Source organism: Devosia sp. (genome assembly GCF_017307565.1).
Taxonomy (GTDB): Bacteria; Pseudomonadota; Alphaproteobacteria; order Rhizobiales; family Devosiaceae; genus Devosia.
In genome coordinates, this window is record NZ_JAFKHD010000070.1 from 41,184 (window position 1) to 61,054 (window position 19,871).

The 19,871-nt window shown below is 61.7% G+C and carries 24 protein-coding genes; 9 read left to right on the top strand and 15 right to left on the bottom strand.

The window, feature by feature from the left end; translation table 11 throughout:
- Window positions 1-142: 142 nt before the first annotated feature.
- The 4 genes from J0I64_RS01995 to J0I64_RS02010 all read right to left on the bottom strand — a co-directional run bounded on the left by J0I64_RS01995 (window position 143) and on the right by J0I64_RS02010 (window position 3,450).
- Window positions 143-628 (bottom strand): GNAT family N-acetyltransferase, encoded by a 486-nt coding sequence (locus J0I64_RS01995; RefSeq protein WP_291405922.1) that lies wholly within the window; start codon window positions 626-628, stop codon window positions 143-145.
- Entirely contained in the window at window positions 600-1,934 is a 1,335-nt protein-coding gene (locus J0I64_RS02000) for a TCR/Tet family MFS transporter (protein WP_291405924.1), read from the bottom strand. The genes J0I64_RS01995 and J0I64_RS02000 overlap by 29 nt, the downstream gene beginning before the upstream one ends.
- Before the next feature lie 82 nt (window positions 1,935-2,016).
- Window positions 2,017-3,195, bottom strand: a complete 1,179-nt coding sequence (locus J0I64_RS02005) for an FAD-dependent monooxygenase (RefSeq protein ID WP_291405926.1) — start codon at window positions 3,193-3,195, stop codon at window positions 2,017-2,019.
- A gap of 9 nt (window positions 3,196-3,204) precedes the next feature.
- On the bottom strand, window positions 3,205-3,450 hold the full coding sequence (locus J0I64_RS02010; protein WP_291405928.1) for a zinc-finger domain-containing protein: 246 nt from the start codon (window positions 3,448-3,450) through the stop codon (window positions 3,205-3,207).
- A gap of 208 nt (window positions 3,451-3,658) precedes the next feature.
- Here J0I64_RS02010 and J0I64_RS02015 point away from each other — a divergent pair, with 208 nt between their 5' ends.
- From J0I64_RS02015 to J0I64_RS02025, 3 genes are all read left to right on the top strand, one after another.
- Complete coding sequence (locus J0I64_RS02015) at window positions 3,659-4,429, top strand: alpha/beta hydrolase (RefSeq protein ID WP_291405930.1); 771 nt, start codon at window positions 3,659-3,661, stop codon at window positions 4,427-4,429.
- A gap of 81 nt (window positions 4,430-4,510) precedes the next feature.
- Window positions 4,511-5,335 (top strand): serine O-acetyltransferase, encoded by an 825-nt coding sequence (gene cysE / locus J0I64_RS02020; RefSeq protein WP_291405932.1) that lies wholly within the window; start codon window positions 4,511-4,513, stop codon window positions 5,333-5,335.
- A 113-nt stretch (window positions 5,336-5,448) separates the two neighbouring features.
- Window positions 5,449-5,667, top strand: a complete 219-nt coding sequence (locus tag J0I64_RS02025) for a DUF3126 family protein (RefSeq protein ID WP_046141889.1) — start codon at window positions 5,449-5,451, stop codon at window positions 5,665-5,667.
- 20 nt (window positions 5,668-5,687) lie between these two features.
- On the opposite strand, the gene J0I64_RS02030 is transcribed toward J0I64_RS02025, so the two are convergent.
- Window positions 5,688-6,344 carry a hypothetical protein gene (locus J0I64_RS02030; protein ID WP_291405938.1) on the bottom strand — a complete coding sequence of 219 codons (657 nt, stop codon included), beginning with the start codon at window positions 6,342-6,344 and terminating at the stop codon, window positions 5,688-5,690.
- Window positions 6,345-6,459: 115 nt separating this feature from the next.
- Here J0I64_RS02030 and J0I64_RS02035 point away from each other — a divergent pair, with 115 nt between their 5' ends.
- On the top strand, window positions 6,460-6,780 hold the full coding sequence (locus tag J0I64_RS02035) for a hypothetical protein (RefSeq protein WP_291405940.1): 321 nt from the start codon (window positions 6,460-6,462) through the stop codon (window positions 6,778-6,780).
- A gap of 105 nt (window positions 6,781-6,885) precedes the next feature.
- On the opposite strand, the gene J0I64_RS02040 is transcribed toward J0I64_RS02035, so the two are convergent.
- The 3 genes from J0I64_RS02040 to J0I64_RS02050 form a co-directional block, all read right to left on the bottom strand.
- The gene (locus tag J0I64_RS02040; RefSeq protein ID WP_291405941.1) at window positions 6,886-7,509 is read right to left on the bottom strand and encodes a transglutaminase-like cysteine peptidase; all 624 of its coding nucleotides are present in this window, start codon (window positions 7,507-7,509) and stop codon (window positions 6,886-6,888) included.
- Between the two features lie 187 nt (window positions 7,510-7,696).
- Complete coding sequence (locus J0I64_RS02045; RefSeq protein ID WP_291405943.1) at window positions 7,697-8,332, bottom strand: PilZ domain-containing protein; 636 nt, start codon at window positions 8,330-8,332, stop codon at window positions 7,697-7,699.
- Window positions 8,333-8,506: 174 nt separating this feature from the next.
- On the bottom strand, window positions 8,507-9,181 hold the full coding sequence (locus tag J0I64_RS02050; RefSeq protein WP_291405945.1) for a PAS domain-containing protein: 675 nt from the start codon (window positions 9,179-9,181) through the stop codon (window positions 8,507-8,509).
- Between the two features lie 162 nt (window positions 9,182-9,343).
- Here J0I64_RS02050 and J0I64_RS02055 point away from each other — a divergent pair, with 162 nt between their 5' ends.
- Entirely contained in the window at window positions 9,344-10,081 is a 738-nt protein-coding gene (locus J0I64_RS02055; protein WP_291405947.1) for a rhomboid family intramembrane serine protease, read from the top strand.
- 181 nt (window positions 10,082-10,262) lie between these two features.
- Window positions 10,263-12,041 (top strand): hypothetical protein, encoded by a 1,779-nt coding sequence (locus J0I64_RS02060; RefSeq protein WP_291405949.1) that lies wholly within the window; start codon window positions 10,263-10,265, stop codon window positions 12,039-12,041.
- A gap of 76 nt (window positions 12,042-12,117) precedes the next feature.
- Here the strand turns inward: J0I64_RS02060 and J0I64_RS02065 are convergent, their stop codons facing one another.
- The 6 genes from J0I64_RS02065 to J0I64_RS02090 all read right to left on the bottom strand — a co-directional run bounded on the left by J0I64_RS02065 (window position 12,118) and on the right by J0I64_RS02090 (window position 17,072).
- Entirely contained in the window at window positions 12,118-13,494 is a 1,377-nt protein-coding gene (locus J0I64_RS02065) for a phosphomannomutase (RefSeq protein WP_291405951.1), read from the bottom strand.
- A 10-nt stretch (window positions 13,495-13,504) separates the two neighbouring features.
- Complete coding sequence (arfB, locus tag J0I64_RS02070) at window positions 13,505-13,936, bottom strand: alternative ribosome rescue aminoacyl-tRNA hydrolase ArfB (RefSeq protein ID WP_291405953.1); 432 nt, start codon at window positions 13,934-13,936, stop codon at window positions 13,505-13,507.
- A gap of 19 nt (window positions 13,937-13,955) precedes the next feature.
- Window positions 13,956-14,180 carry a hypothetical protein gene (locus J0I64_RS02075; protein WP_291405955.1) on the bottom strand — a complete coding sequence of 75 codons (225 nt, stop codon included), beginning with the start codon at window positions 14,178-14,180 and terminating at the stop codon, window positions 13,956-13,958.
- A 2-nt stretch (window positions 14,181-14,182) separates the two neighbouring features.
- A complete protein-coding gene (gene thrS, locus J0I64_RS02080) occupies window positions 14,183-16,171 on the bottom strand; it encodes a threonine--tRNA ligase (protein ID WP_291405957.1) in 1,989 nt (662 codons plus the stop codon).
- Between the two features lie 137 nt (window positions 16,172-16,308).
- Window positions 16,309-16,620 (bottom strand): membrane protein insertion efficiency factor YidD, encoded by a 312-nt coding sequence (gene yidD, locus J0I64_RS02085; protein ID WP_291405959.1) that lies wholly within the window; start codon window positions 16,618-16,620, stop codon window positions 16,309-16,311.
- Complete coding sequence (locus J0I64_RS02090) at window positions 16,620-17,072, bottom strand: iron-sulfur cluster assembly scaffold protein (RefSeq protein ID WP_291405961.1); 453 nt, start codon at window positions 17,070-17,072, stop codon at window positions 16,620-16,622. The genes yidD and J0I64_RS02090 overlap by 1 nt, the downstream gene beginning before the upstream one ends.
- A 148-nt stretch (window positions 17,073-17,220) precedes the next feature.
- Between J0I64_RS02090 and folE the strand changes: the two genes are divergently transcribed.
- Entirely contained in the window at window positions 17,221-17,844 is a 624-nt protein-coding gene (gene folE / locus J0I64_RS02095) for a GTP cyclohydrolase I FolE (RefSeq protein WP_291405963.1), read from the top strand.
- A gap of 98 nt (window positions 17,845-17,942) precedes the next feature.
- Window positions 17,943-18,776 carry a helix-turn-helix domain-containing protein gene (locus tag J0I64_RS02100; RefSeq protein WP_291405964.1) on the top strand — a complete coding sequence of 278 codons (834 nt, stop codon included), beginning with the start codon at window positions 17,943-17,945 and terminating at the stop codon, window positions 18,774-18,776.
- Between the two features lie 78 nt (window positions 18,777-18,854).
- Here the strand turns inward: J0I64_RS02100 and J0I64_RS02105 are convergent, their stop codons facing one another.
- Entirely contained in the window at window positions 18,855-19,259 is a 405-nt protein-coding gene (locus tag J0I64_RS02105; protein WP_366933676.1) for an EVE domain-containing protein, read from the bottom strand.
- Window positions 19,260-19,367: 108 nt separating this feature from the next.
- Here J0I64_RS02105 and hisI point away from each other — a divergent pair, with 108 nt between their 5' ends.
- Entirely contained in the window at window positions 19,368-19,817 is a 450-nt protein-coding gene (hisI, locus tag J0I64_RS02110) for a phosphoribosyl-AMP cyclohydrolase (RefSeq protein ID WP_291405966.1), read from the top strand.
- Window positions 19,818-19,871: the final 54 nt, after the last annotated feature.

Below are 19,871 nucleotides of genomic sequence, written 5' to 3' on the forward strand. Positions count from 1 at the left end.
CGGGGCCGGTATCAAGAACGCCTACCTCTCCCCGTCGTCACCACCGGGCTCGTCCCGGTGGTCCATGGCGCCCCAAGCTGGATTGCATGGACAGGCCCGGCAATGACGACTGCGGATGTCTCTGCGCTCTTGGCGTTAAATCCTAAACCAGCGCCTTGAACATCACATAACTGTCCACATAGCCGTAGACCGGATGCCGAAACGCCAGCGGCAATGTACCGACGATCTCAAAGCCCAGCTTCTGCCATAGCGCCACGGCGCGCGTATTCTTCGACACTACGTGGTTGAACTGCATCGCGCGAAAACCGCGCTCTTTCGCGATCACCTGCGAATGCTCGCACATGCGCCCGGCAATGCCTTTGCCCTGAGCCAGGGGTGAAACCATATAGCCGCAATTGGCGACATGCGCCCCGCCGCCGCGCTGGTTGGCCTGGAGGTAATAGGTACCGAGAATCCGGCCTTCCTCCTCTGCCACAAACACTTCATGCGCGGGCAAGAACCAATAGTCGAGCATCTGCGCGTCGGTGAGATCGGTGTCGATCGCATAGGTTTCGCCGGCCCGCAGCACCGGGCCGATAATCTCTAGAACCGCGGCCCTGTCAGCGCCGGTTGCGGGTCTGATGATCATTTTCATCCTCGATTGGAGCGACGCGCAGCTGTCCGGGTGGCGGCAGGTCGGGAACATGCGGGTGATCGGCGACGCTCGGGCGGTGCGTCAGCTCGAACCGCCACGCCGCAATGCCGAAAATGACGAGCGAGATCACGACAGCTGCCGCGCAGGCGACGAAGGGAGCGCCAGGAAAATAGTGCGTCGAATCCACTGCGCTGTAGTAGGAAAAAATCTGCGTTGCCGCGAGCGGGCCGATGATGGTCGCGAGCGAGCTCGCCGCATTCACCGCGCCCTGCAATTCGCCCTGGCTATTGTCGGGCACCTGCCGCGACAGCACGCCATTGATGGCGGGCGGCGCAAGACCGCTGACCGTGCCGACCGCGATGAAGAGGTAGAGGTGATAGACCTCCGCCGAAAAGGCGATGCCGGCAAAGGCGGTCGCCGCGAACAGCAGGCCCACGATGCCCACGGCTGGCTCGCCTAGTCCCTTCGACAGCGGCCCCGCGAGCACGGCCTGGCTGAAGGCGAAGCCGATGCCGAAGGCACCCAGCGTGCGGCCGATGGTGGAGGAGGTGAAGTGGAACACTTCCACCGTGAAATAGCTGAAGATCGTCGGTAGGGCCTGCGTCGCCAGCTGCAGGAAGAACAGCACGGCCAGCAGCCACAGTACCGAAGGATAGCGCTTGAGCGCCATGACGGCGCCGAGTGGATTGGCGCGCTTGATGTTGAACTTGCGCCGATTGGCCTTGGGGAGGCTTTCCGGCAGCACCAGGAGGCCGAAGAGGAAATTGGCAAAGGCAAGGCCCGCAGCGGCATAGAACGGCACACGCGGGCCCAGTTCACCGAGTTCGCCGCCGATCACCGGCCCGATGATGAAGCCCAGCCCGAACGCCGCGCCGATGAGGCCGAAGCGATGGGTGCGCTTATGCGGCGGGGTGATGTCGGCCATATAGGCCGTCGCCGTCGCCAGCGCCGCCCCGGCAATGCCCGCGATGATGCGGCCGATGAAGAGGTACCAGACGAAGGGCGCAATCGACATCATCAGGTAGTCGAAGGTCAGCCCCAAAAGCGAGGCAAGCAGCACCGGGCGCCGGCCGAACCGGTCCGAGAGGTTGCCCAAGACCGGCGAAAACAGGAACTGCATCGAGGCATAGGCGAAAACGAGATAGCCACCGATCACGGCCGCATCCGCAACGCCGCCGCCGGTAAGCTCTTCGAGCAGTTCGGGCAGCACCGGCACGATGATGCCCACACCGATCATGTCGAGCAGAATGGTCAGGAGAATGCAGGCAAGGGTCAGTCGGGAGCGTGTCGCAGCTTGCATGCGGAATTCGTTCCCTTTCAACCATCTAACCCGTGAGCAGCGCAATTGACACGGGCGGGCCGCGCAACGCAAGGCCGTTGGATTATTGCGTTTGCTCCGCGGGCGCGACGTCATACCCGTAGATCCAGCCGAGCCGCTTGAGATGGGCACGAGGCCCCTGCAACTGCATCACGGTGTCGCGGGCGACCGACAGCGGCCACCTCATATGAAAAATGCGGCCATTGCTTGCCGACAGACGCGCAACGCGCCCGACTCGCGATTGCCTTATGGCCGCGTAACGCGCAAAGGCCGCTTCGGGTTCGGTGTGCTCAACCAGAAGCGGGCCAAGCGTCGCCGCATCCTCGATGCCCATGGCCGCGCCCTGGGCCTGAAACGGCACCATGGCATGGGCGGCATCGCCGATGAGCCCGATATTGTCGCGGTGCCAGACCGGGGTCGTCACCGTATAGAGCGGCCACGGCGTCCAGCTCTCGCCGGCGGCCGCCAGAATCACACCCAGCGAACCTTTGCCTTTGAGGCTTGGCTTCCTGGGATTGTCCTCGGGCTTGCCCGGCAGGAAGAGGGCGAGATTGACCTGTCCCCGATGCGGCAGCGGGTAGCACACAAGATGGTGGCCGGAGCCGAAGAAGACCGAAACCCGGTCCATGGCGATCACGCTCGAAACCGCTTCCGCCGGCACCAGCGTGCGCCAGGCAACGCGCCCGCCAAACTGGGCGTCAGGCCCTTCGAGCACGTGGCGTCTTGTGTGCGAATGCACGCCATCTGCACCGATAAAGGCATTGGCGCGCGTGGTCCGGCTCTGGCCATCGGCTTCGTCGACCACAACCGTCACCCCGCGCGCATGGGAAACGACATCCCAGCCGCGCACACCGAAAATGATGTCGATATTGGCGAAGCGCCTCGTGGCTCTGTAGAGGGCCTCGGCGAGATCAGCGCGGTGCATCACGGCATAGGGCGCGCCGAAGCGCTCCGCCATGATCGGCCCGAATTCCATGCTGAAAAAGGGCGTCGAACGCCCGTTCTGGTAGGTGTCGAGCGCCGCCGGCTCGAGCGCAACATGCGTCAGCGCGTCGGAAAGGCCCAGGCGATCGAGAATGCGGCGCGCATTGGGGCTGATCTGGAGGCCGGCCCCGGCCTCCTGGATGGTTGCGTTGCGCTCAAGCACCACCACCGTCGCCCCGAACTTGGCGAGGGTCAGCGCCAGCGTAAGCCCGGAGATACCCGCTCCGGCTATGACATAGTTGCGGCCCATTGCGGGCATGGTCTCAACTCAGGCGGCGTATGCCTTGAAGATCGCGGAAGCGGGGTTGGCGTTACCTTCGCCAAGCTCGGGCTTGTAGATATAGAGCGTCGAGCAATAGGGGCAGACCGCTTCGTTGTCCTTGCCCATATCGATGAAGATATGCGGGTGATCGAACGGGGGCAGGGCGCCGACGCACTGGAACTCCTTGGAGCCAACCTCGATGCTGCGGAGGCCTTCGGTGTTGTGGAAATGGGGCGTGGTGCCGTGTGCCATGGTCAAACCTGTGGGGTCGGTATTTTGCGCCGGACCATAGCCAAGTGGAGCCGGGAAGAAAAGAGTTAGAACCCGCGTGTTTGACGCTTCCACGGCGTCATTCCCGCGAAAGCGGGAATCCGGCGCAAGGGGCGGGGCGCTTCCCACCTATCTTGCCCTTGGCACAAGGCGCCCCCCGCGGCTAAACACTCCTCAAAAGGAATTCGCCATGCCCATGTTTCAGTCCAGTGGATATTCGCTCGCCTATGAGACCGCGGGCGATGGGCCGGCGGTGCTCTGCATTCACGGCTTTGCCTCGAGCGGCAAGGTCAACTGGATCGAGACCGGCTGGGTCGAGACGTTGGTCGGGGCCGGGTACAAGGCCATCACCTTCGATCACCGCGGCCATGGCCAATCAGCTAAGCCGCATGACCCGGAAGCCTATTTCCCCGAGCGCATGGTCGACGATAGCCTCGCTCTCCTCGATCATCTAGGCGAAAAGCGCGTCGCCGTACTCGGTTATTCCATGGGCGCCCGCGTCGCCGCGTTTCTGTCCTTCCTTTATCCGGAGCGAGTCGCGGCCGCGATTTTCGGCGGCATGGGCATGAACCTCATCAACGGCCTGACCGACGGCAATGACATCATCGCCGGCCTCCGCGCCCCGAGCCTTGCCGATCTCAGCCACCCCACGGCGCGCCAGTTCCGCATCTTCGCCGATCACACCGGTTCCGACCGTGAGGCGCTGGCGGCTTGCATGGAAACGTCCCGCCAGCCCATGGCGCGCGCCGACGTCCGGCGAATCGAGGTCCCGGTGCTTGTCGCCGTGGGCGAGGCCGACGAAATGGCCGGCGCGCCGGAGCCGCTGGCCGAACTGCTGCCCCATGGCGAAGCCTTCGTCATCCCGCGCCGCGACCATATGCGTGCCACCGGCGACACCAAGTTCAAGGCCGCCGCGCTCGAATTCCTGAGCAGGACTTTCCCCATTCCCTCGAAGGCGTGAACCAATCCATGCGCGAGGGCTTTGTGTTGGACAACCAAATGTCTTATATCGGTAAGTCTCGATAAAGCGGAGTTGGCCCCCATGAGCGGCAATGCCCAGAAATCGGCGCTGATCAAATCGGTCGATCCGGTATGGGAGGCGGTGCGTGTCGGCGCCCGCCAGATTCTCGATTCTGACCCGGCTCTTGGGCAGATGGCGCTGACCACGGTGCTCAACCACGATTCCTTTGAGGAAGCGCTGGCCCATCGTCTGGCCTCGCGCCTCGATCACGAAGACGTTTCGGCCGACATCATTCGCCAGACCTTCGCAGAGGTGCTGCGCGACGATCCGACCATCGGCGAAGCGGCACGCGTCGACCTCGCCGCCACGCTCGAGCGCGATCCTGCCTGCCATCGGGCCATCGAGCCCTTGCTCTATTTCAAGGGCTACCAGGCCATCCAGACGCATCGCTTCGCCAATGCTCTCTTCAAGGCCGGTCGTCGCGATTTCGCGCTCTATCTTCAGAGCCGCGCCAGCCAGGTGTTCCAGGTCGATATCAACCCGGCCGTTCCCATGGGCAAGGGCATCATGCTCGACCATGGCACCGGCCTCGTCATCGGCGAGACCGCGGTTGTTGGCGACAATGTCTCGATGCTGCAGAACGTGACCCTCGGCGGTACCGGCAAGGCCGATCAGGATCGCCATCCTAAGATCGGTAATGGCGTGCTTATCGGCGCTGGCGCCAAGGTTCTGGGCAATATCCGGGTCGGCGATTGCTCGCGCATCGGCGCCGGTTCGGTTGTCCTCAAGGAAGTGCCGCCGCGCACCACCGTCGCCGGTGTTCCGGCCAAGGTGATCGGCGAAGCCGGCTGCGCCCAGCCCGCCTTGGTCATGGACCAGATGGTGCTTGTGCACGACAACACCTGAGTGGTGGAGCAAGTCTCCGTCACAGGTTGTCACCGCTAAAATGCCGACCTCAGGGGTTGTCAGCGCTTCGTGAGGTACTAGATTGCGCCAACCCCAACCGCAGGACGATTGCCGTGAACCATCCAGAGATCATCAAGCTGCAGAAATTCTTGCAGCGGACGTTCAACAACAAGAACATCGACGTTCGCCCGCGCGCCAAGCTCAACGACTCGGTTGAAGTGTTCATCGGCGAAGAGTCGATCGGCCTCATCCACGTTGACGATGAAGACGGCGACAAATCCTACATGTTCTCGATGTCGATCCTCGATATCGACCTTGACGATATCGAATAACGAATTCTGATCGGCGCCAATCAGTTGGCGCCGATTTTTTCTAGCCAGCGGTTCATTTCGGCGTCGAAATCGCGCCAGCCCGGCAGCAAACTCTCTTCAAAGCTGTAGATGGCGGCGAGGCCGCTCGTCAGATGCACGGTGCGCACGCATTTGTCTGGCGCGCCGGTCTCGATCGCGTCGATGCACTTGGCCACGAATGGCTTCGGCGCCAGCGCGTCATACCAGATCGTTTCCCCGCCGTAGCCGTTGCCCTCGAGCTTTTGCCCGATCAGTCCGGGCACGCCCGTCTCCGTTCCCTTGGCGAACTGATGCACATAGACGCTGTCGAGCAGTTCGCTGCTCGATTTTGCGCGGGAGCGCGGCAGCAGCGTCACATCGACCGATCCGAGCGGCAATTGCACCGAAAGGTCGATCTGGCTGACAAAGCCGGCCTGCATCTGCTCGCCGAAGCGGAACCAGTTCTCCGGAATCGTCAGCTCGCGCCCACTGACAGTCTGCTCCAGCATGTTGCCGTCGCTCAGCGACGGTACTTTTCGGCCCTCGGAGCGCCCGGCCTGATCCACGAGATAGGCGACGCCAAGCGCAGCCAGCATTACGGCAAGGGCAATGCCAGCAAGATTATGCACAAGGCCATGAGACCCGTAAGCGGCCGGAGCGGGGTGCTGCGAGGCGGACATGGCCAGCGTTAACCAGTTTTCTCGTGCGAAGGTGACAGTTCACTTCAGCCGGAATATGGTTACCAAACTATTAACACTTGGGCTTGCCGTGGATCGGCGGTTGAGGAGGGCAGGGATGTCGCGCGAACTTCTGCTTGCGGCGTTCATCATGGGCGTGGGTCTGTGCGTTGCTGGGGCGGGGACGCATCTCTATCAGGCGCTGGCACGCCAGCAGGCCATGCTGCGCATGGATGGGCGAAACCTCGTCGGCTCCATCGGCCACCTGATGATGAGCATTGTCTGCGGCCCCTACATCATGCTGCACATGGGCTGGCAGCACGAAGACGATGGCACCCTGTCGATGACCTCGGCGCTGATTGGCGCATTGGTCGCCTTCACCTGGGCCTTCGTCACCGGGCTCTTCTTCATGAGCATCTACGTCGTCGCCATTCGCTGAGTTTTTCAGCACTGGACGTAACAAGGCCGGCTTCGCTGCAGCGAGAGCCGGCCTTGTTCATCAGGTCCCTATCAGGGATTGGGGCGGGACCCGGAAAACGATGCGTTAGCGCGCAGCGATCACCGTCGTACGGTCATCGAACATATCGACCCACTGGCCGGCATGAGCCTGCGACTGGCGCTTGAGATACTGATAGGGCGTCTCGTTCCAGACGAGGATGGCGCTCTCCTGATTGTCGAGCACGAGATCGCCGCGGTCGGTCCGCACCATCAGCACGGCGTGGCCGCTGCCATCGCGCTGGCGCACCACGGCGATCAGCAGAGTGCTCGGCGACCAGCCGGCCTCGATCAGCGCGCGGCGCTTGGCGAGCACGAAGTCTTCGCAGTCGCCATAGCCATTGGTGGGATAGGTCCAGAATTCTTCGACCTGGTAGAGTTCCTGGTCGGTAACCGGAATGATGGTCTGGTTGTAATGAGCGTTGATGGAAACGAGCTGCTGCCAGTTTCCTTCGGTCAGGGTAGCAGCGTCTTCCACGACGCTATTGGCCTGACATTCGGCGGGACGCGAACGGGAGAAATCCAGGTGCCCGACCGGAATGGACGTGTTGGTGCTTGCCACCCGAACGAAGGCTGCATTGGTGAAGTCGACTGCCGCACTGGGCTGGGCCCACATTGCGAGCACCGCTGCAGCCATACCCGCTGCCATAAGGCGCATATTCTTGATTGCCATAACGCGATCTCCCTGATGGAGACCACGCTAAGGGCGGCCACTTGCCTCGGTCCGAAAACTACCAGCGAGTTTTTATGCGTGTTTTAAGCGATCAGGTAAGATCGCGTTTACCCTGCGCCTGGCTACAGCCAAAAGCCGGCTCATGGAGCGGTGACGCAGCTATAGTTGAAAAATCCGAGCCCGGGGCTCAGTTCATGATGCGCAGGTTCTGCTGCACGACGTTGAGCATTTCCTGCGCCGCCGCAAATTCGACGGCCACCCCATTCTGGAAGTGACGCACGACGCGCGCCCGCATGCGGCCGAGCGTGATCGGCGTGCCCATGGCCGGACGGACATCGAGCTCGATGGCTGCGCCCGAAAGCGAAATGTCGATGATCTTGCAGTTGTAACGCCGGCCATCGTCGAGAACGACCGTCGAATGGCGAATATCGGGGACCACACGCTCGTGCCGGCGGTCTTCCGGCAGGTTGAGGATGTCCTTGTTGGCAAGCCAGGTGAGCTGCGCTGCCATCTTGTCGCGCTTGCGCGGAGTTGCGGCGATATCCATCAGGAACCCGCCATCCACCTGCTTGAGAAGCGTGCCTTCGATGCGGCCGATATGATCGAGATAGGCAATGATCCGCTCGCCCTCGATTCCTGCCACTGGCGCAATCACCACGGCATCGCCGGGCGACATTTCGAGAACCTGGCAGGGAAACTCGCGACGGTCGGCAAGCATGTAACGGCCAAGGATGGAAACCTTGACGCGCTGGAATCGTCCTTCGGTGGCCTTGGGCTGCGAAGACGAGAAGGTGCGTGCTGAATCGAGATCGTCACTGAGCATGCGTTCACCGGTCCTCGCCCGCACATGGAAGTGCAAGCAGGTTAGCGAGGTTTGGTTAATGCATGGTTTTTGTGGCAGCCCTGTCGGGGTGCGAGAATTCCCGAAAGAGTCCGGGAAGTGCTGGCATGACAGGGGGATGGACGCGATCCGATGCGGAACCGGATCGCCAGTAGACTAGTTGCGGCCGCCGTCGATCACGGCGAGATGGGCGTAGCGGCGGGCGCTGCGGCCATAAAGAGTCGTGGGCATGGCCATGGACGGCACTGCCGGGGCAAAGCCGATATCGTTGACGACGCTGGCAGCAACGTCGCGCACCGATTCCTCGCGCGGCATTTCATCGGGCCAGATCAGGCGAAGGCCGGTGATACGCTGTTCGGCCACCGGCTGCACGCCGAGCCAATAGGGCTCTTCCGCAGCAGTCATGCCGCCGAGAATGCGGGTGTGGCTGGAGCCGTTGTGACGCAGCGGCATCAGGATCATCTCGAAGGATGCCTTGGTATGCAGCGCGGTCGAACCCTGGAAGGTGACGAGAGCCACTGCGTGATCTTCGGTCACGGCGCGGATCAGCGTTTCCATGGCGTCCTGATCGCGATCATGCCAGAGCGCGGAGAAGGAGCGGCCCTTCAGTTCCCGGCAATAGCTGGTGCACAGATGCGAACCGGCAAGGCGGAAGGAGAACTTGTCGTCCTCGTTGAGTTCGAGAATGAAGGTGTTGGCCAGGGCCTCGCGGATGCGGGTCGGATCGATGTCCTTGCGGTCGGGCGCGCTACGGGCGCCACGAATCGTATTCCAATAGGTATAGAGCGTATTGGTGCTCGGCATCTGCATGGTTAGGACCCGCTTGTTCATAGGCGGCACCATCTCTCCCCGAGAGAGTCCCGCCGCGCAGATGACAATGGCAAATCGACAGGGTGATTGCCCGCTTAAACATTAATTAAGGTTAACGCCGCCGTCCCAATGTGGAAAAGGTTGCTGTAAGCCGCGGAACAAAGGGTTTTGGGGAGAAAAACGATGACTGAGCCCGAGCAAATGCCCGGTTCCCAAGGCCGCCCGCCGCGCGAGCCGATCTTTCTTTTGCCCAATTCGGTGACGGCTCTCGTCGGTATTCTCGTCGCGATTCACCTGGCAGCAACCATGGTGCTTAACGAGGCGGGGCAGACTCAGCTCTATTTCTGGTTCGCCTTCCAGCCTCTGCGTATCGTATTGGCACCACAAGACATAACCGTGGCGATACCGCTTTTGTGGACGCCTTTTTCACACGCTTTCCTGCATGGCGGTTGGGAGCACCTGCTGGTCAATGTGGCCTGGCTCGTGATTTTCGCGAGCCCCGTGACCCGGCGTTATGGGGCAGGGCCCATGCTCGCCATTTTCCTCGTTTCGGCCGCCGCGGGCGCCGCGTTCTTTGCCGTAACCTCGCTCTATGCCGGCGCTTATCTCATCGGCGCCTCCGGCGGCATCGCCGGCCTCACGGGCGCCGCTGTGCGCTTCATCTTCCAGCCGGTGCTCTACGCCCAGCATCCGGAAACCGGCCAGCGCATCGTGCTGGGCCGCCGACTCGCGACGCTTCGTGAGGTGTTCATCAATCCGCGCTCGCGATTCTTCACGCTGATCTGGCTGGTCCTCAATGCGGCCGTGCCCCTTGCGCCTTTGCTGATGGGTGCTAGCCTCGGCGTTGCCTGGCAGGCTCATCTTGGCGGCTTCGTTGCCGGGCTCCTGATGGTTGGGCTGTTCGAGCGCAAGCCGCAGTAATCGTCGCGCGGCAGGCTGTTTCCAAGGACGGGCAGGGCTTTGCAGGGTGGCGCTCGCGCACACTTCAAAAGCCGGCCGTCACACCACTTGCATTTGCGTGCCCGAAGATAGGCCTATATTCCTTGTCGCCAAGACTGTTGGGCGGAGTGGTGCAATCTCCGCCACCTAACGGGAGAAAAGCATGTCATTGAACGTCACGAAGCGCGGCCTGGCAGGGATTGCGGCAGCATGTCTGGCCAGCGTCGCCCTGCCTGTTGCTCCCGCCATGGCGCAGAAGGTGAAAACCAAGCCTGCCGAACAGTCGGCCCCGGCCGAGTTCGCCATTTCCATCCCCACCGTCGATGCGGTTGGTTCCAGCATCGATGCGGACACCATCAAGTCGATTCTCAGCGGCGCGATCATCGAGAATGTTGACGCCCTGGCTGGCCTTAATGCCACCAGCATCACCGTTCCGGAGATCGTGTTGACGGTTACCTCGACCGTCGATGGCCAGAAGCAGGAAGGTGTTCTCACCTTCAACAATCTGGTGCTTGAAGACGTCGTGGGTGGCGTTGCTGCCAGCGCAAGCATCGAAAGCTCGAGCTTCGATGTCGAAGATGGCCATGCCGAAATGGGCAGCACCTCGGCCACACACTTCAATATCGGCGGCATGCTCGGCGTCTATGGCCTCGTGAACGCCGGCTCCACGGAAATGGCAACACTCTACGCCGATTTCCTGATGGAAGGCGGCACGTTCGAGACCGACGAGGTCGCCTGCGAATTCGGCCCGATCAGTGGCGCCGAAGTGCGCGGGCGCCCGATCGGGACCTCGTTCGTCGAGATCATGACGCTCGCCCAGCAGATGGAAGCCAATCCGGACGTGGAAGATCCGGCCATGGTTGGCAAGATCATGCGGATGTATGCGGATATCCTGACCGCATTCGAAAGCTCCGAATTCACCTTCGACGGTTTCTCGTGCTCGGGCACCGATGACGATGGTCGTCCGATGACCTTCGAAATCGGCAACATGACCATGGCCGGCATGTCGCCGGGCATCTATCCGCAGATTTCCATGAATGACTTCCGCGTCAATGTGGAAGGCGATGGCTCCGTTACTCTGGGCAACTTCACCCTCAAGCAGTTCGACCTCTCCTCGACCATAGCCGCAATGGCCGGCGCCCCCGCCGAAGTCACCGAGGCCTGGCTCGAAGCCAATGCCCGCGCGCTGATCCCGGCCTTTGAAGGGTTCTCCTTCTCCGGCCTTGGCATCGACATTCCCGATCCGGATGCGGATGGCGAGCGCATCGTTGCTGACATCGACAATTTCGACCTGACGCTGGCCAGCTATATCAATGGCATTCCCAGCAACATCGACACCTCGGCTTCCGGCATCCGCGCCGATCTGCCCAAGGACAGCGAAGACGAGCAGCTCCAGCAGCTGATCGATCTCGGCATCACCAAGATCGATGCCGGATTCCGGCTGGCCGCAGCCTGGAACGCCGAGAAGAACAGCATCGATATCAAGGAAGTCTCGGTTTCTGGCGTCGATCTCGCCACCATCGTGCTCTCGGGCACCATCGCCAACGCCACCGAAGCCCTGTTCTCGATGGACGAGAACGAAGCCCTGATGGCCGGCATGGGCGTTGCCATCAAGGCGCTTAAGCTCGACGTGACCGATGCCGGTCTCTCCGACATCGTCCTCGCCGTTGCGGCGGCTGATCAGGGCGCCGATCCGGCCACGCTCCGCCCGGTCTTCGCGGGCCTCGCCGAAGGCACGATCATCGGCATGATGGCCGGCGCCGCCGATGCGGCCAAGCCCGGCTCGGCGATCAACCAGTTCGTCAGCGGCAAGGCGAAGTCGCTCAATATCGGCATCGAAGCCAAGGAAGATCCCGGTCTCTCCATGGTCGACTTCATGACCGCCGAAGACGATCCGGCCAGCCTGATCGGCAAGGTGAACATCTCCGCCTCGGCGAAGTAATCAAACTAAAGGGGCGGCCAGTGGCCGCCCCTTTTCCATTCACGGTGTGCTCCCCGCGAAAGCGGGGAGCTGTATTTCAGCGTACGGCCTTCTCCAGCGCAGCCATCGACCACGCCAGCAGGTCCTTCGCCCGCGCCTCGGTCCCAGCCTCGACATAGGAGCGTAGCTCCGGCGCATTCCCCGATGCGCGGAAATGCACGGTCTCGCCGCCCTTCAGGTGAAACTGCAACCCATCGATCGCATTCACACTTGCGATCTCATTGGGCGCGAAGACTTCGGCGGCGTAGGCCTCATCCTTCTGCAACCGCTCCAGGAACGGACCACTCCGCTCCGCCGGCACGTTCTGCAGCCGATCCGCCACCGCCACCTGCAGCGGCAGGCGCGACACGAGTTCAGCTACCGTAATCTTCTCCTTTGCAGCCAGCCCCAGCACCGCAACAACGGGCAGGATGGCATCGCGCGTTGGCAGCGCCGTCAGGTCAAACCCATTGCCCACAAACGTGCCGCCATTGGCCTCAAAGCCAACGACCTTCTCCGCCTTTTCCATTTCGGCAACGACGAAAGGCGATCCCACGCGGGTCCGGACGACCTGGTCAAAATATCCGGTACGCTCGATCGCCGAATTCGACGTCACCGGCGTCACCACCGTCTTGGCATTCAGGAACTGCGCCGCCAGCAATCCCAGTGCGTCGCCGCGCACGAAATTGCCGCTGCCATCCATCACCAGCGGCCGATCCGCATCGCCGTCAGAAGAAACGATGGCATCAAGGCCATGCTCCCGAACCCAACCGGGCAGGGGGGCGAACAGGGCATCCGAAAACGCCTCGGTATCCACCGGCACAAAGACGTCGCTGCGTCCCAGCGACACGACCTGAGCGCCGAGGGCCGCCAGCACCTCGCCCATCAGTTCCCGCGACACTGTAGAGTGCTCGAAAACCCCGACCTTGACGCCTTCGAGCGCACCGACCGGCAGCAGATCCACGCATCGATCGCGATAGGCCTCGATGGTTTCCTCATTTTCGTCGAGCACCGATTCATCGTAGTCCGGCACGTCGACATCCGACAGCGCTGCGACGATTCCCTGCTCATCCGATTTGCTGACCTCACCGGCCGGCTTGTAAAATTTCAGCCCATTACGGTCCGCCGGAATATGGCTCCCCGTGATCATCACAGCCGCGCTCTGTGTCGTCATCGCCTGCAACGCCAAAGCCGGCGTCGGCACCGCGCCGCAATCCACTGGCTCGAACCCGGCATGCGCAATCGCAGCAAGGCAATCCTCGGCAATGGCCGGACTCGACGGCCTGAGATCATACCCGACCAGCACGCGTCCGCCGGACATCTGCCCCGAAGCCTGCAAATGCTTCAGGAACGCCGCCACATAGCGCCGCGCCGGCTGTCCCTCCAGGTCGGTGACAAGCCCGCGCACGCCACTGGTTCCAAATTTGAGGCTCATGAAAATGGTCCTATTCGTCAACGCGAGGCCGCCCGCGGCCCTGCTTGATTCCCGATCGATTGGTTTTGGCGTCCAGCCGCCGCGTTTTGGAGGCAAGGGTAGGGCGCGTCGCAATTCGCGGCTTGGGCGGATAGGCGCCTTCACGCAACAGGGCGACAAGGCGCGCCTGTGCTTCCGCCCGGTTCAGCGGCTGGTCGCGATGAATATTGGCCAGGATGACAATGACGCCATCCTTGGTCAGCCGGCTACCCGCCAGCGCCGCCACGCGCCGCTTCATCGGCTCAGGAATGTTGGGAGAATTTTCGAGGTCAAAGCGCAACTGCACCGCGCTTGCGACCTTGTTGACGTTCTGCCCGCCCGGCCCAGAGCCGCGCACAAAAGTCTCTTCGTTCTCGCTGGGGTCGATCGAAACGGAGCGGGTTATGGCAATGCGGTCAGCCACAGGCCCGCTCCTCAGGTTGTCAGCGCTTCCAGCGCCCGGTGAAATAGACCTCTTCATCGTGGATGATGCGGCCTTTTTCGGTCGTCCGGAATTTGCCCGGCCCGACCTCTTCCACCCATTTCTTCTTCAGCATGCCGGCAAAGGTCTTTTCGCCGATATCCTTGAAGTCATCGGGGCCGAGGACATTGTCCTCGCCCAGATGATAGAGCGCCTTCATTTCGCGATTGGACGGACGCTGCGGCATTCTTAAGCTGCCTGCCCCTTGTCCTTGAGATCCGGCGGGGTCGCCTCAGCCAGAAGCGAAACGATCGCTTCCATCGATGGCAGAACCTGTTGGCCCTCGGTGCCGAGACGACGCACGGAAACCGTGCCTTCCTCGGCCTCGCGCTTGCCCACCACGAACATCAGCGGCACCTTCTGCACCGAGTGCTCGCGCACCTTGTAGTTGATCTTCTCGTTGCGGGTATCGAGCTCGGCGCGAATGCCGACCGCCTTGAGCTGGTTCACCAGCTTCTGGCCATATTCATCCGCTTCCGAAACGATGGTCGCCACGACAACCTGGGTCGGCGCCAGCCACATCGGCATCTTGCCGGCATGGTTCTCGATCAGAATGCCGATGAAGCGCTCGAGCGATCCGAGAATCGCGCGGTGCAGCATCACGGCAAACTGCCGGCTACCGTCCTCGGCCACATAGGTCGCGCCAAGACGTTCGGGCAGCACATAATCGAGCTGCAGCGTACCAACCTGCCAGGAACGACCGATCGCGTCCTTGAGATGGAATTCGAGCTTCGGCGCATAGAACGCGCCTTCGCCTTCGGCGATCTCGAAGTCATAGCCGGTCGCGCGCAGGGCATCGCCCAGCGCCTTCTCGGCCGCATCCCAACGCTCGATCGTACCGCCGAACTTTTCGGGGCGCGTCGCGAGCTTGATGACGACATTGTCGAACCCGAGGTGCCCGTAAACCGAGTAGAGCAGGTGCACGAAGTGCTCCGTCTCGCTCTGGATCTGGTCCTCGCGGCAGAAGATGTGCGCGTCGTCCTGGGTCATCTGTCGCACGCGCATCAGGCCATGGAGCGCGCCATGGGCCTCATTGCGGTGACAGCAGCCGAACTCGGCCATCCTAAGCGGCAGGTCGCGATAGCTCTTGATGCCCTGATTGAAGATCTGCACGTGAGCCGGGCAGTTCATCGGCTTCAATGCCAGAAGATCGCCGCCGCTCTCAAAGATCGGCTTGTCGTCTTCCGTGTTCGGCACCTGGTCGGGCACCACGAACATGTTTTCGCGGTACTTGCCCCAGTGGCCGGACTGCTCCCAGAACTTGGCATGCATCAGCTGCGGCGTCTTCACTTCCACATAGCCTGAGGAATTGAGACGACGGCGGATATAGGCTTCCATCTGGTTGTAGATGACGAAACCACGTGGGTGCCAGAAGACCGACCCCTGCGCCTCGGCCTGGAAGTGGAACAGATCCAGGTCCTGGCCGATCTTGCGATGGTCGCGCTTTTCCGCCTCTTCCATCATCAGGAGATAGGCGTCGAGCTCTTCCTTGGTGGCAAAAGCCGTGCCGTAAATGCGGCTCAGCACTTCGCGATTGCTATCGCCACGCCAATAGGCACCGGCCACCTTGGTCAGCTTGAACGCCTGGCCGACATCCTTCACGGTCCGCATGTGCGGGCCGCGGCAAAGGTCTTTCCACTGACCCTGGGCATACATCTTGATCGACTGGTCCGCCGGAATGGCGTCGACCAGCTCGACCTTGAAGGCTTCGCCCTTGGCTTCGAACCAGTCCTTGGCCTGGTCGCGCGTCCAGACTTCCTTGGTGAAGGCCGCACCACGATCGATGATTTCGCTCATCTTCTTTTCGATGACGCGCAGCTCATCTTCCGTGAACGGACCGGCCGGACGGTAGAAGTCGTAGTAGAAGCCGTTCTCGATCACCGGACCAATGGTCACCTGCGTATCGGGCCACAGCTCCTGCACGGCCTCGGCCAATACGTGGGCTGCGTCATGGCGAATGAGTTCGAGCGCATCCTTGGACCCGGAGTCGCGCGTCACGAACTCGATCTTGCCATCGGCGTCGAGCGTATCCGAAAGATCGGAGAGCACGCCGTTCCAGCGCATGGCGATGGTCTTCTTGGCCAGAGACTTGGAGATGCCTTCGACCACGGTGGTGCCGGTGGTGCCGCGCGGAAATTCGCGAGCTGCACCATCGGGGAACGTCACCTTGATCGACATTTTCAGTCTCCAGAAATTGGGATTATGCAGCGCCAATCGCTGCAAGGGGGCCTGAATAGCATGCTTTTCGCGTCGTGCCAGCCCTTAGGACATGCCGCAGCGGTCAATCGCTCAGCGCAATACTTGCCAGGACCTTGTTACTTCCACCGCCCATAAGTCCACGGCAGATACCACCGGGCCGCGGCCGGAATTGCCTCCGGCACCGGGTCATATCCATGCGTCCCGCCGGGCCGGCAGCGGACGAACCGCGAAAATCCCATCCAGCCGCCGGGCCAGAAGCCGAACTGCCAGATGGCATCCCGGGTATACTCCGAGCACGTCGGCAGATGTCGGCAGGTACGCCCGGCAAAGGCCGAAAGGGTATAGCGATAGATCGTGATAAGAAGGATGGCCGCGACCTTGAACGGAAAATCGACGGCGCGGAGCAGCAGGGCGATGAAGTTCTGCATCAGTTTGCGTCTTCAGGATTCGGCTTCGCCCGCGCTTTTTCTATCGCCTCGGTGACCGCATCGAACACCAGCATCGTCGATGCATGCCGCGCCGGATATTCCCGCACGACTTCGAGATAGCCGAGATCGGACCATTTTCCATCCGGCGGCGAACCTGCCGCCTTCAGCATGTCGCGCATCTGCTGGGCGAGGCGCAAAAAATCCTCGGCCCGCGTCCCCACGATTTCGCGGGCCACGATGGCGGCCGAAGTCTGCCCCAGGGCACAGGCGGAAATCTCGTGGCCATAAGCCGAAATCACGCCGTCGGTAAGCGCAATATCCACCTCGATGACCGAGCCACAGACCCGGCTCACCTTGCGCGCAGAGGCGCCCGGCGCGGCCAGCCGCCCCGGTTGCAAAGCGTTTCCAGCTATGTCCAGGATCTTGTCCGAATAAAGCTCAATCAGCGCCATCGAGGAAATCTGACTTCTTGTTCTCGTCTTGTACCCCTTCTATATAGAGGGACCGATGCGGACTGCCAGAAGCAAAAGTGATCCGGCTGCATCCAAATCGGCGGTATGAACGTACTGACTTCGGTTCCCGAGTTTTAGGAGTGATCCAGTGGACGCGTCTGCAAAGCTGCCTTTCGCTGTGCCTGCCACCTCCACGGCATTGCCGCGGCCGACCCGTGAAGAAGCCGAAGCGGCTGTTCGCACCCTGATCGCCTGGGCGGGCGATGACCCGACTCGCGAAGGCCTGCTGGAGACGCCCGCGCGCGTCGCCAAGGCCTATGAGGAGCTGTTCGCCGGCTACGGCCAGGACGACAAGGAAGTCCTCTCCAAGATGTTCCGCGAAGTCGGCGGCTACGATGACATCGTCTTCGTGCGCGACATTCCGTTCTATGCCCATTGCGAGCACCACATGGTGCCGTTCTACGGCAAGGCCCACATTGCCTATCTGCCACATGATGGCGTTGTCGGCCTCTCCAAGCTCGCGCGCCTGGTCGAAGTCTTTGCCCGTCGCCTGCAGACGCAGGAAACCATGACCGCGCAGATCATCGACTCCATCAATGAAAATCTTGGGCCGCGCGGCGCTGCCGTCATGCTCGAAGCCGAACACATGTGCATGACCATGCGCGGTGTGCGTGCCCACGGCGTGATGACCATCACCCACCGGTTCACCGGCGTTTTCGCCGAAGACCGCGTCGAGCAGGATCGCTTCCTCGCAATGATCGCCCGCCGCTAGGCGCCGGGCAGGAGGCTTCGGCCCGACAATGACAAGCGCGATCAAATGCGCTTGTCCCCGATATGGCATAGAATACCCGTCTCAAGCGAGTTCGTGCCATGTCAGTCGTCTCCAAAATGCTCTGGGTTCTCGAAAGCCGCTCACGCGAGCCGCTGGGGCTCGACGAGCTGGCGGAGGTGACGGGGCGTTCCAAAAGCTATCTTTCGCGCGTCTTCCCCCTGGTGACCGGCTATTCGGTCACGGCCTATCTGCGGGCGAGGCGCCTGAGCGATGCGGCGCGTCAATTGGCTGACGGCGCACCCGATATCCTCTCGGTGGCGCTCGACGCCGGCTATGGCTCGCATGAGGCATTCACCCGCGCTTTTCGCGATCAGTTCGGCGTCACGCCGCAAGCTGTCCGCCAGAGGCGCGACCTTGAAGGGATTACCCTCGTGGAGCCTCACAGAATGGATATTCAAGCCCAAGTCACAGTCGAACCGCCCCGGTTCGAAAATCGTCCCGCCATGTATTTCGCCGGCATTGCCGAGCGTCACAACATGAACAATCCGGCGGGCCTGCCTGCCCAGTGGCAGCGCTTCCAGCCCCATATCGGTCATATCGACGGGGCCATTGTCGGTGCGGCCTATGGCATTGTCGGCGAGATTGCCGACGATCGTTTCGAGTATGTCGCCGCCATGGAAATGCGGGCCGGCGCCGAAGCCCCATCCGATCTGGAACTGGTTTCAGTGCCGGCCCTCAAATGGGCACGTTTCCCGCACAAGGGCGATCTCTCCACCATCCGCCAGACGATCGGCGCCGGAGAGAAATGGCTGACAGCCAATGGCTATGAAGCGAGCGAAGCGCCATACAGCTTCCTCGAATATTATGGGCCAGCCTTCGATGGACGCAGCGGCAGCGGCGATATCGAAATCTGGTTCGGCCTCAAGAACTGAAGCACTGGCGCCCGGTCATGATGCGCACCTCGGCCTCCGAGCCAGAATTGCGCATCATGACCACTGTTTTCGCCGCTCTCAAACGGCCGAGCCAAGTCCGGCGGCCGGAGCGGCGTTCAGATGTCGGCCTGCATGGCGGCGGCGATGGCCCGAAAATCGTGCTCTGAAATCTCGAACAGACCAAATCGCATCTGGTAGCCCCAGTTGCGGTTGCCGCGCGTAGTCGACATTGCGGCGCCAGGGCGTGAAGTCACCCCCCATCTCGCCCTGGTATAGATCTTCGTCCCGTACCCGGCCGATTGTCGTAAAACTTTGCAGTCGATCCTTGCCACGGATGGTTTCGGCCGGCGAATAATAGGTCACGCCGTCACCGGCCCGAATACGCTGGAGAGGCGTTTTCTTTCCGTGATTGACCTGCATGAATCCGACCTTGCCGCGCCGCGCATGCTCTGCTGAAGCCACTGCTACCCAATATTTCGTCATGATCGGTCTCCGTTCGGCGGAATATATACGTCCCCGACCTGCCAGTTTTCGGCAGTGGTATTTGATGGCGATGCGCGCTAGAGCCTCGAAACACTTTTAAGGTGCCGCATGACCACATTTGCCGATCCGACGATGCTAGACCACGATCAACTCGAAGAAGGCACGGTCTTCGCGCCGCGCTTCGACGCGCATGGCCTCATCACCGTCGTGACGATCGAAGAGGGCAGCAAGGACGTCCTCATGGTCGCACACATGAACGCCGAGACCCTTGGCCTGACGCTGGACACCGGCATCGCCCACTATTGGTCGCGTTCCCGTAAAGCCATCTGGAAGAAGGGTGAAACGTCAGGCGAACTGCAGGAAGTTGTCGAGCTACGCACGGACTGCGATCAGGACTGCCTCGTCATGACCGTCCGCCAGACCGGCCGCGGAGCCGCCTGCCATACGGGCCGCAAGAGCTGCTTCTACCGCAGCGTCGAAACCGAGAACGGTATCGCCAAGCTCGAAGACACGGGTCTGCCGAAGCTGTTTGATCCGAAGGATGTCTACGGGAAGTAGCGTCGCGGACTTTACGTCGCCCTGAAATTTCTCCCTCCGTCGTCATTGCCGGGC

Bases quoted from the DNA above. Each gene is read 5' to 3' on its own strand.
- J0I64_RS01995 (WP_291405922.1), bottom strand. From the start codon at position 628: ATGATCATCAGACCCGCAACCGGCGCTGACAGGGCCGCGGTTCTAGAG.
- J0I64_RS02000 (WP_291405924.1), bottom strand. From the start codon at position 1,934: ATGCAAGCTGCGACACGCTCCCGACTGACCCTTGCCTGCATTCTCCTG.
- J0I64_RS02005 (WP_291405926.1), bottom strand. From the start codon at position 3,195: ATGCCCGCAATGGGCCGCAACTATGTCATAGCCGGAGCGGGTATCTCC.
- J0I64_RS02010 (WP_291405928.1), bottom strand. From the start codon at position 3,450: ATGGCACACGGCACCACGCCCCATTTCCACAACACCGAAGGCCTCCGC.
- J0I64_RS02015 (WP_291405930.1), top strand. From the start codon at position 3,659: ATGCCCATGTTTCAGTCCAGTGGATATTCGCTCGCCTATGAGACCGCG.
- cysE (WP_291405932.1), top strand. From the start codon at position 4,511: ATGAGCGGCAATGCCCAGAAATCGGCGCTGATCAAATCGGTCGATCCG.
- J0I64_RS02030 (WP_291405938.1), bottom strand. From the start codon at position 6,344: ATGTCCGCCTCGCAGCACCCCGCTCCGGCCGCTTACGGGTCTCATGGC.
- J0I64_RS02035 (WP_291405940.1), top strand. From the start codon at position 6,460: ATGTCGCGCGAACTTCTGCTTGCGGCGTTCATCATGGGCGTGGGTCTG.
- J0I64_RS02040 (WP_291405941.1), bottom strand. From the start codon at position 7,509: ATGGCAATCAAGAATATGCGCCTTATGGCAGCGGGTATGGCTGCAGCG.
- J0I64_RS02045 (WP_291405943.1), bottom strand. From the start codon at position 8,332: ATGCTCAGTGACGATCTCGATTCAGCACGCACCTTCTCGTCTTCGCAG.
- J0I64_RS02050 (WP_291405945.1), bottom strand. From the start codon at position 9,181: ATGAACAAGCGGGTCCTAACCATGCAGATGCCGAGCACCAATACGCTC.
- J0I64_RS02055 (WP_291405947.1), top strand. From the start codon at position 9,344: ATGACTGAGCCCGAGCAAATGCCCGGTTCCCAAGGCCGCCCGCCGCGC.
- J0I64_RS02060 (WP_291405949.1), top strand. From the start codon at position 10,263: ATGTCATTGAACGTCACGAAGCGCGGCCTGGCAGGGATTGCGGCAGCA.
- J0I64_RS02065 (WP_291405951.1), bottom strand. From the start codon at position 13,494: ATGAGCCTCAAATTTGGAACCAGTGGCGTGCGCGGGCTTGTCACCGAC.
- J0I64_RS02075 (WP_291405955.1), bottom strand. From the start codon at position 14,180: ATGCCGCAGCGTCCGTCCAATCGCGAAATGAAGGCGCTCTATCATCTG.
- thrS (WP_291405957.1), bottom strand. From the start codon at position 16,171: ATGTCGATCAAGGTGACGTTCCCCGATGGTGCAGCTCGCGAATTTCCG.
- yidD (WP_291405959.1), bottom strand. From the start codon at position 16,620: ATGCAGAACTTCATCGCCCTGCTGCTCCGCGCCGTCGATTTTCCGTTC.
- J0I64_RS02090 (WP_291405961.1), bottom strand. From the start codon at position 17,072: ATGGCGCTGATTGAGCTTTATTCGGACAAGATCCTGGACATAGCTGGA.
- J0I64_RS02100 (WP_291405964.1), top strand. From the start codon at position 17,943: ATGTCAGTCGTCTCCAAAATGCTCTGGGTTCTCGAAAGCCGCTCACGC.
- J0I64_RS02105 (WP_366933676.1), bottom strand. From the start codon at position 19,259: ATGACGAAATATTGGGTAGCAGTGGCTTCAGCAGAGCATGCGCGGCGC.
- hisI (WP_291405966.1), top strand. From the start codon at position 19,368: ATGACCACATTTGCCGATCCGACGATGCTAGACCACGATCAACTCGAA.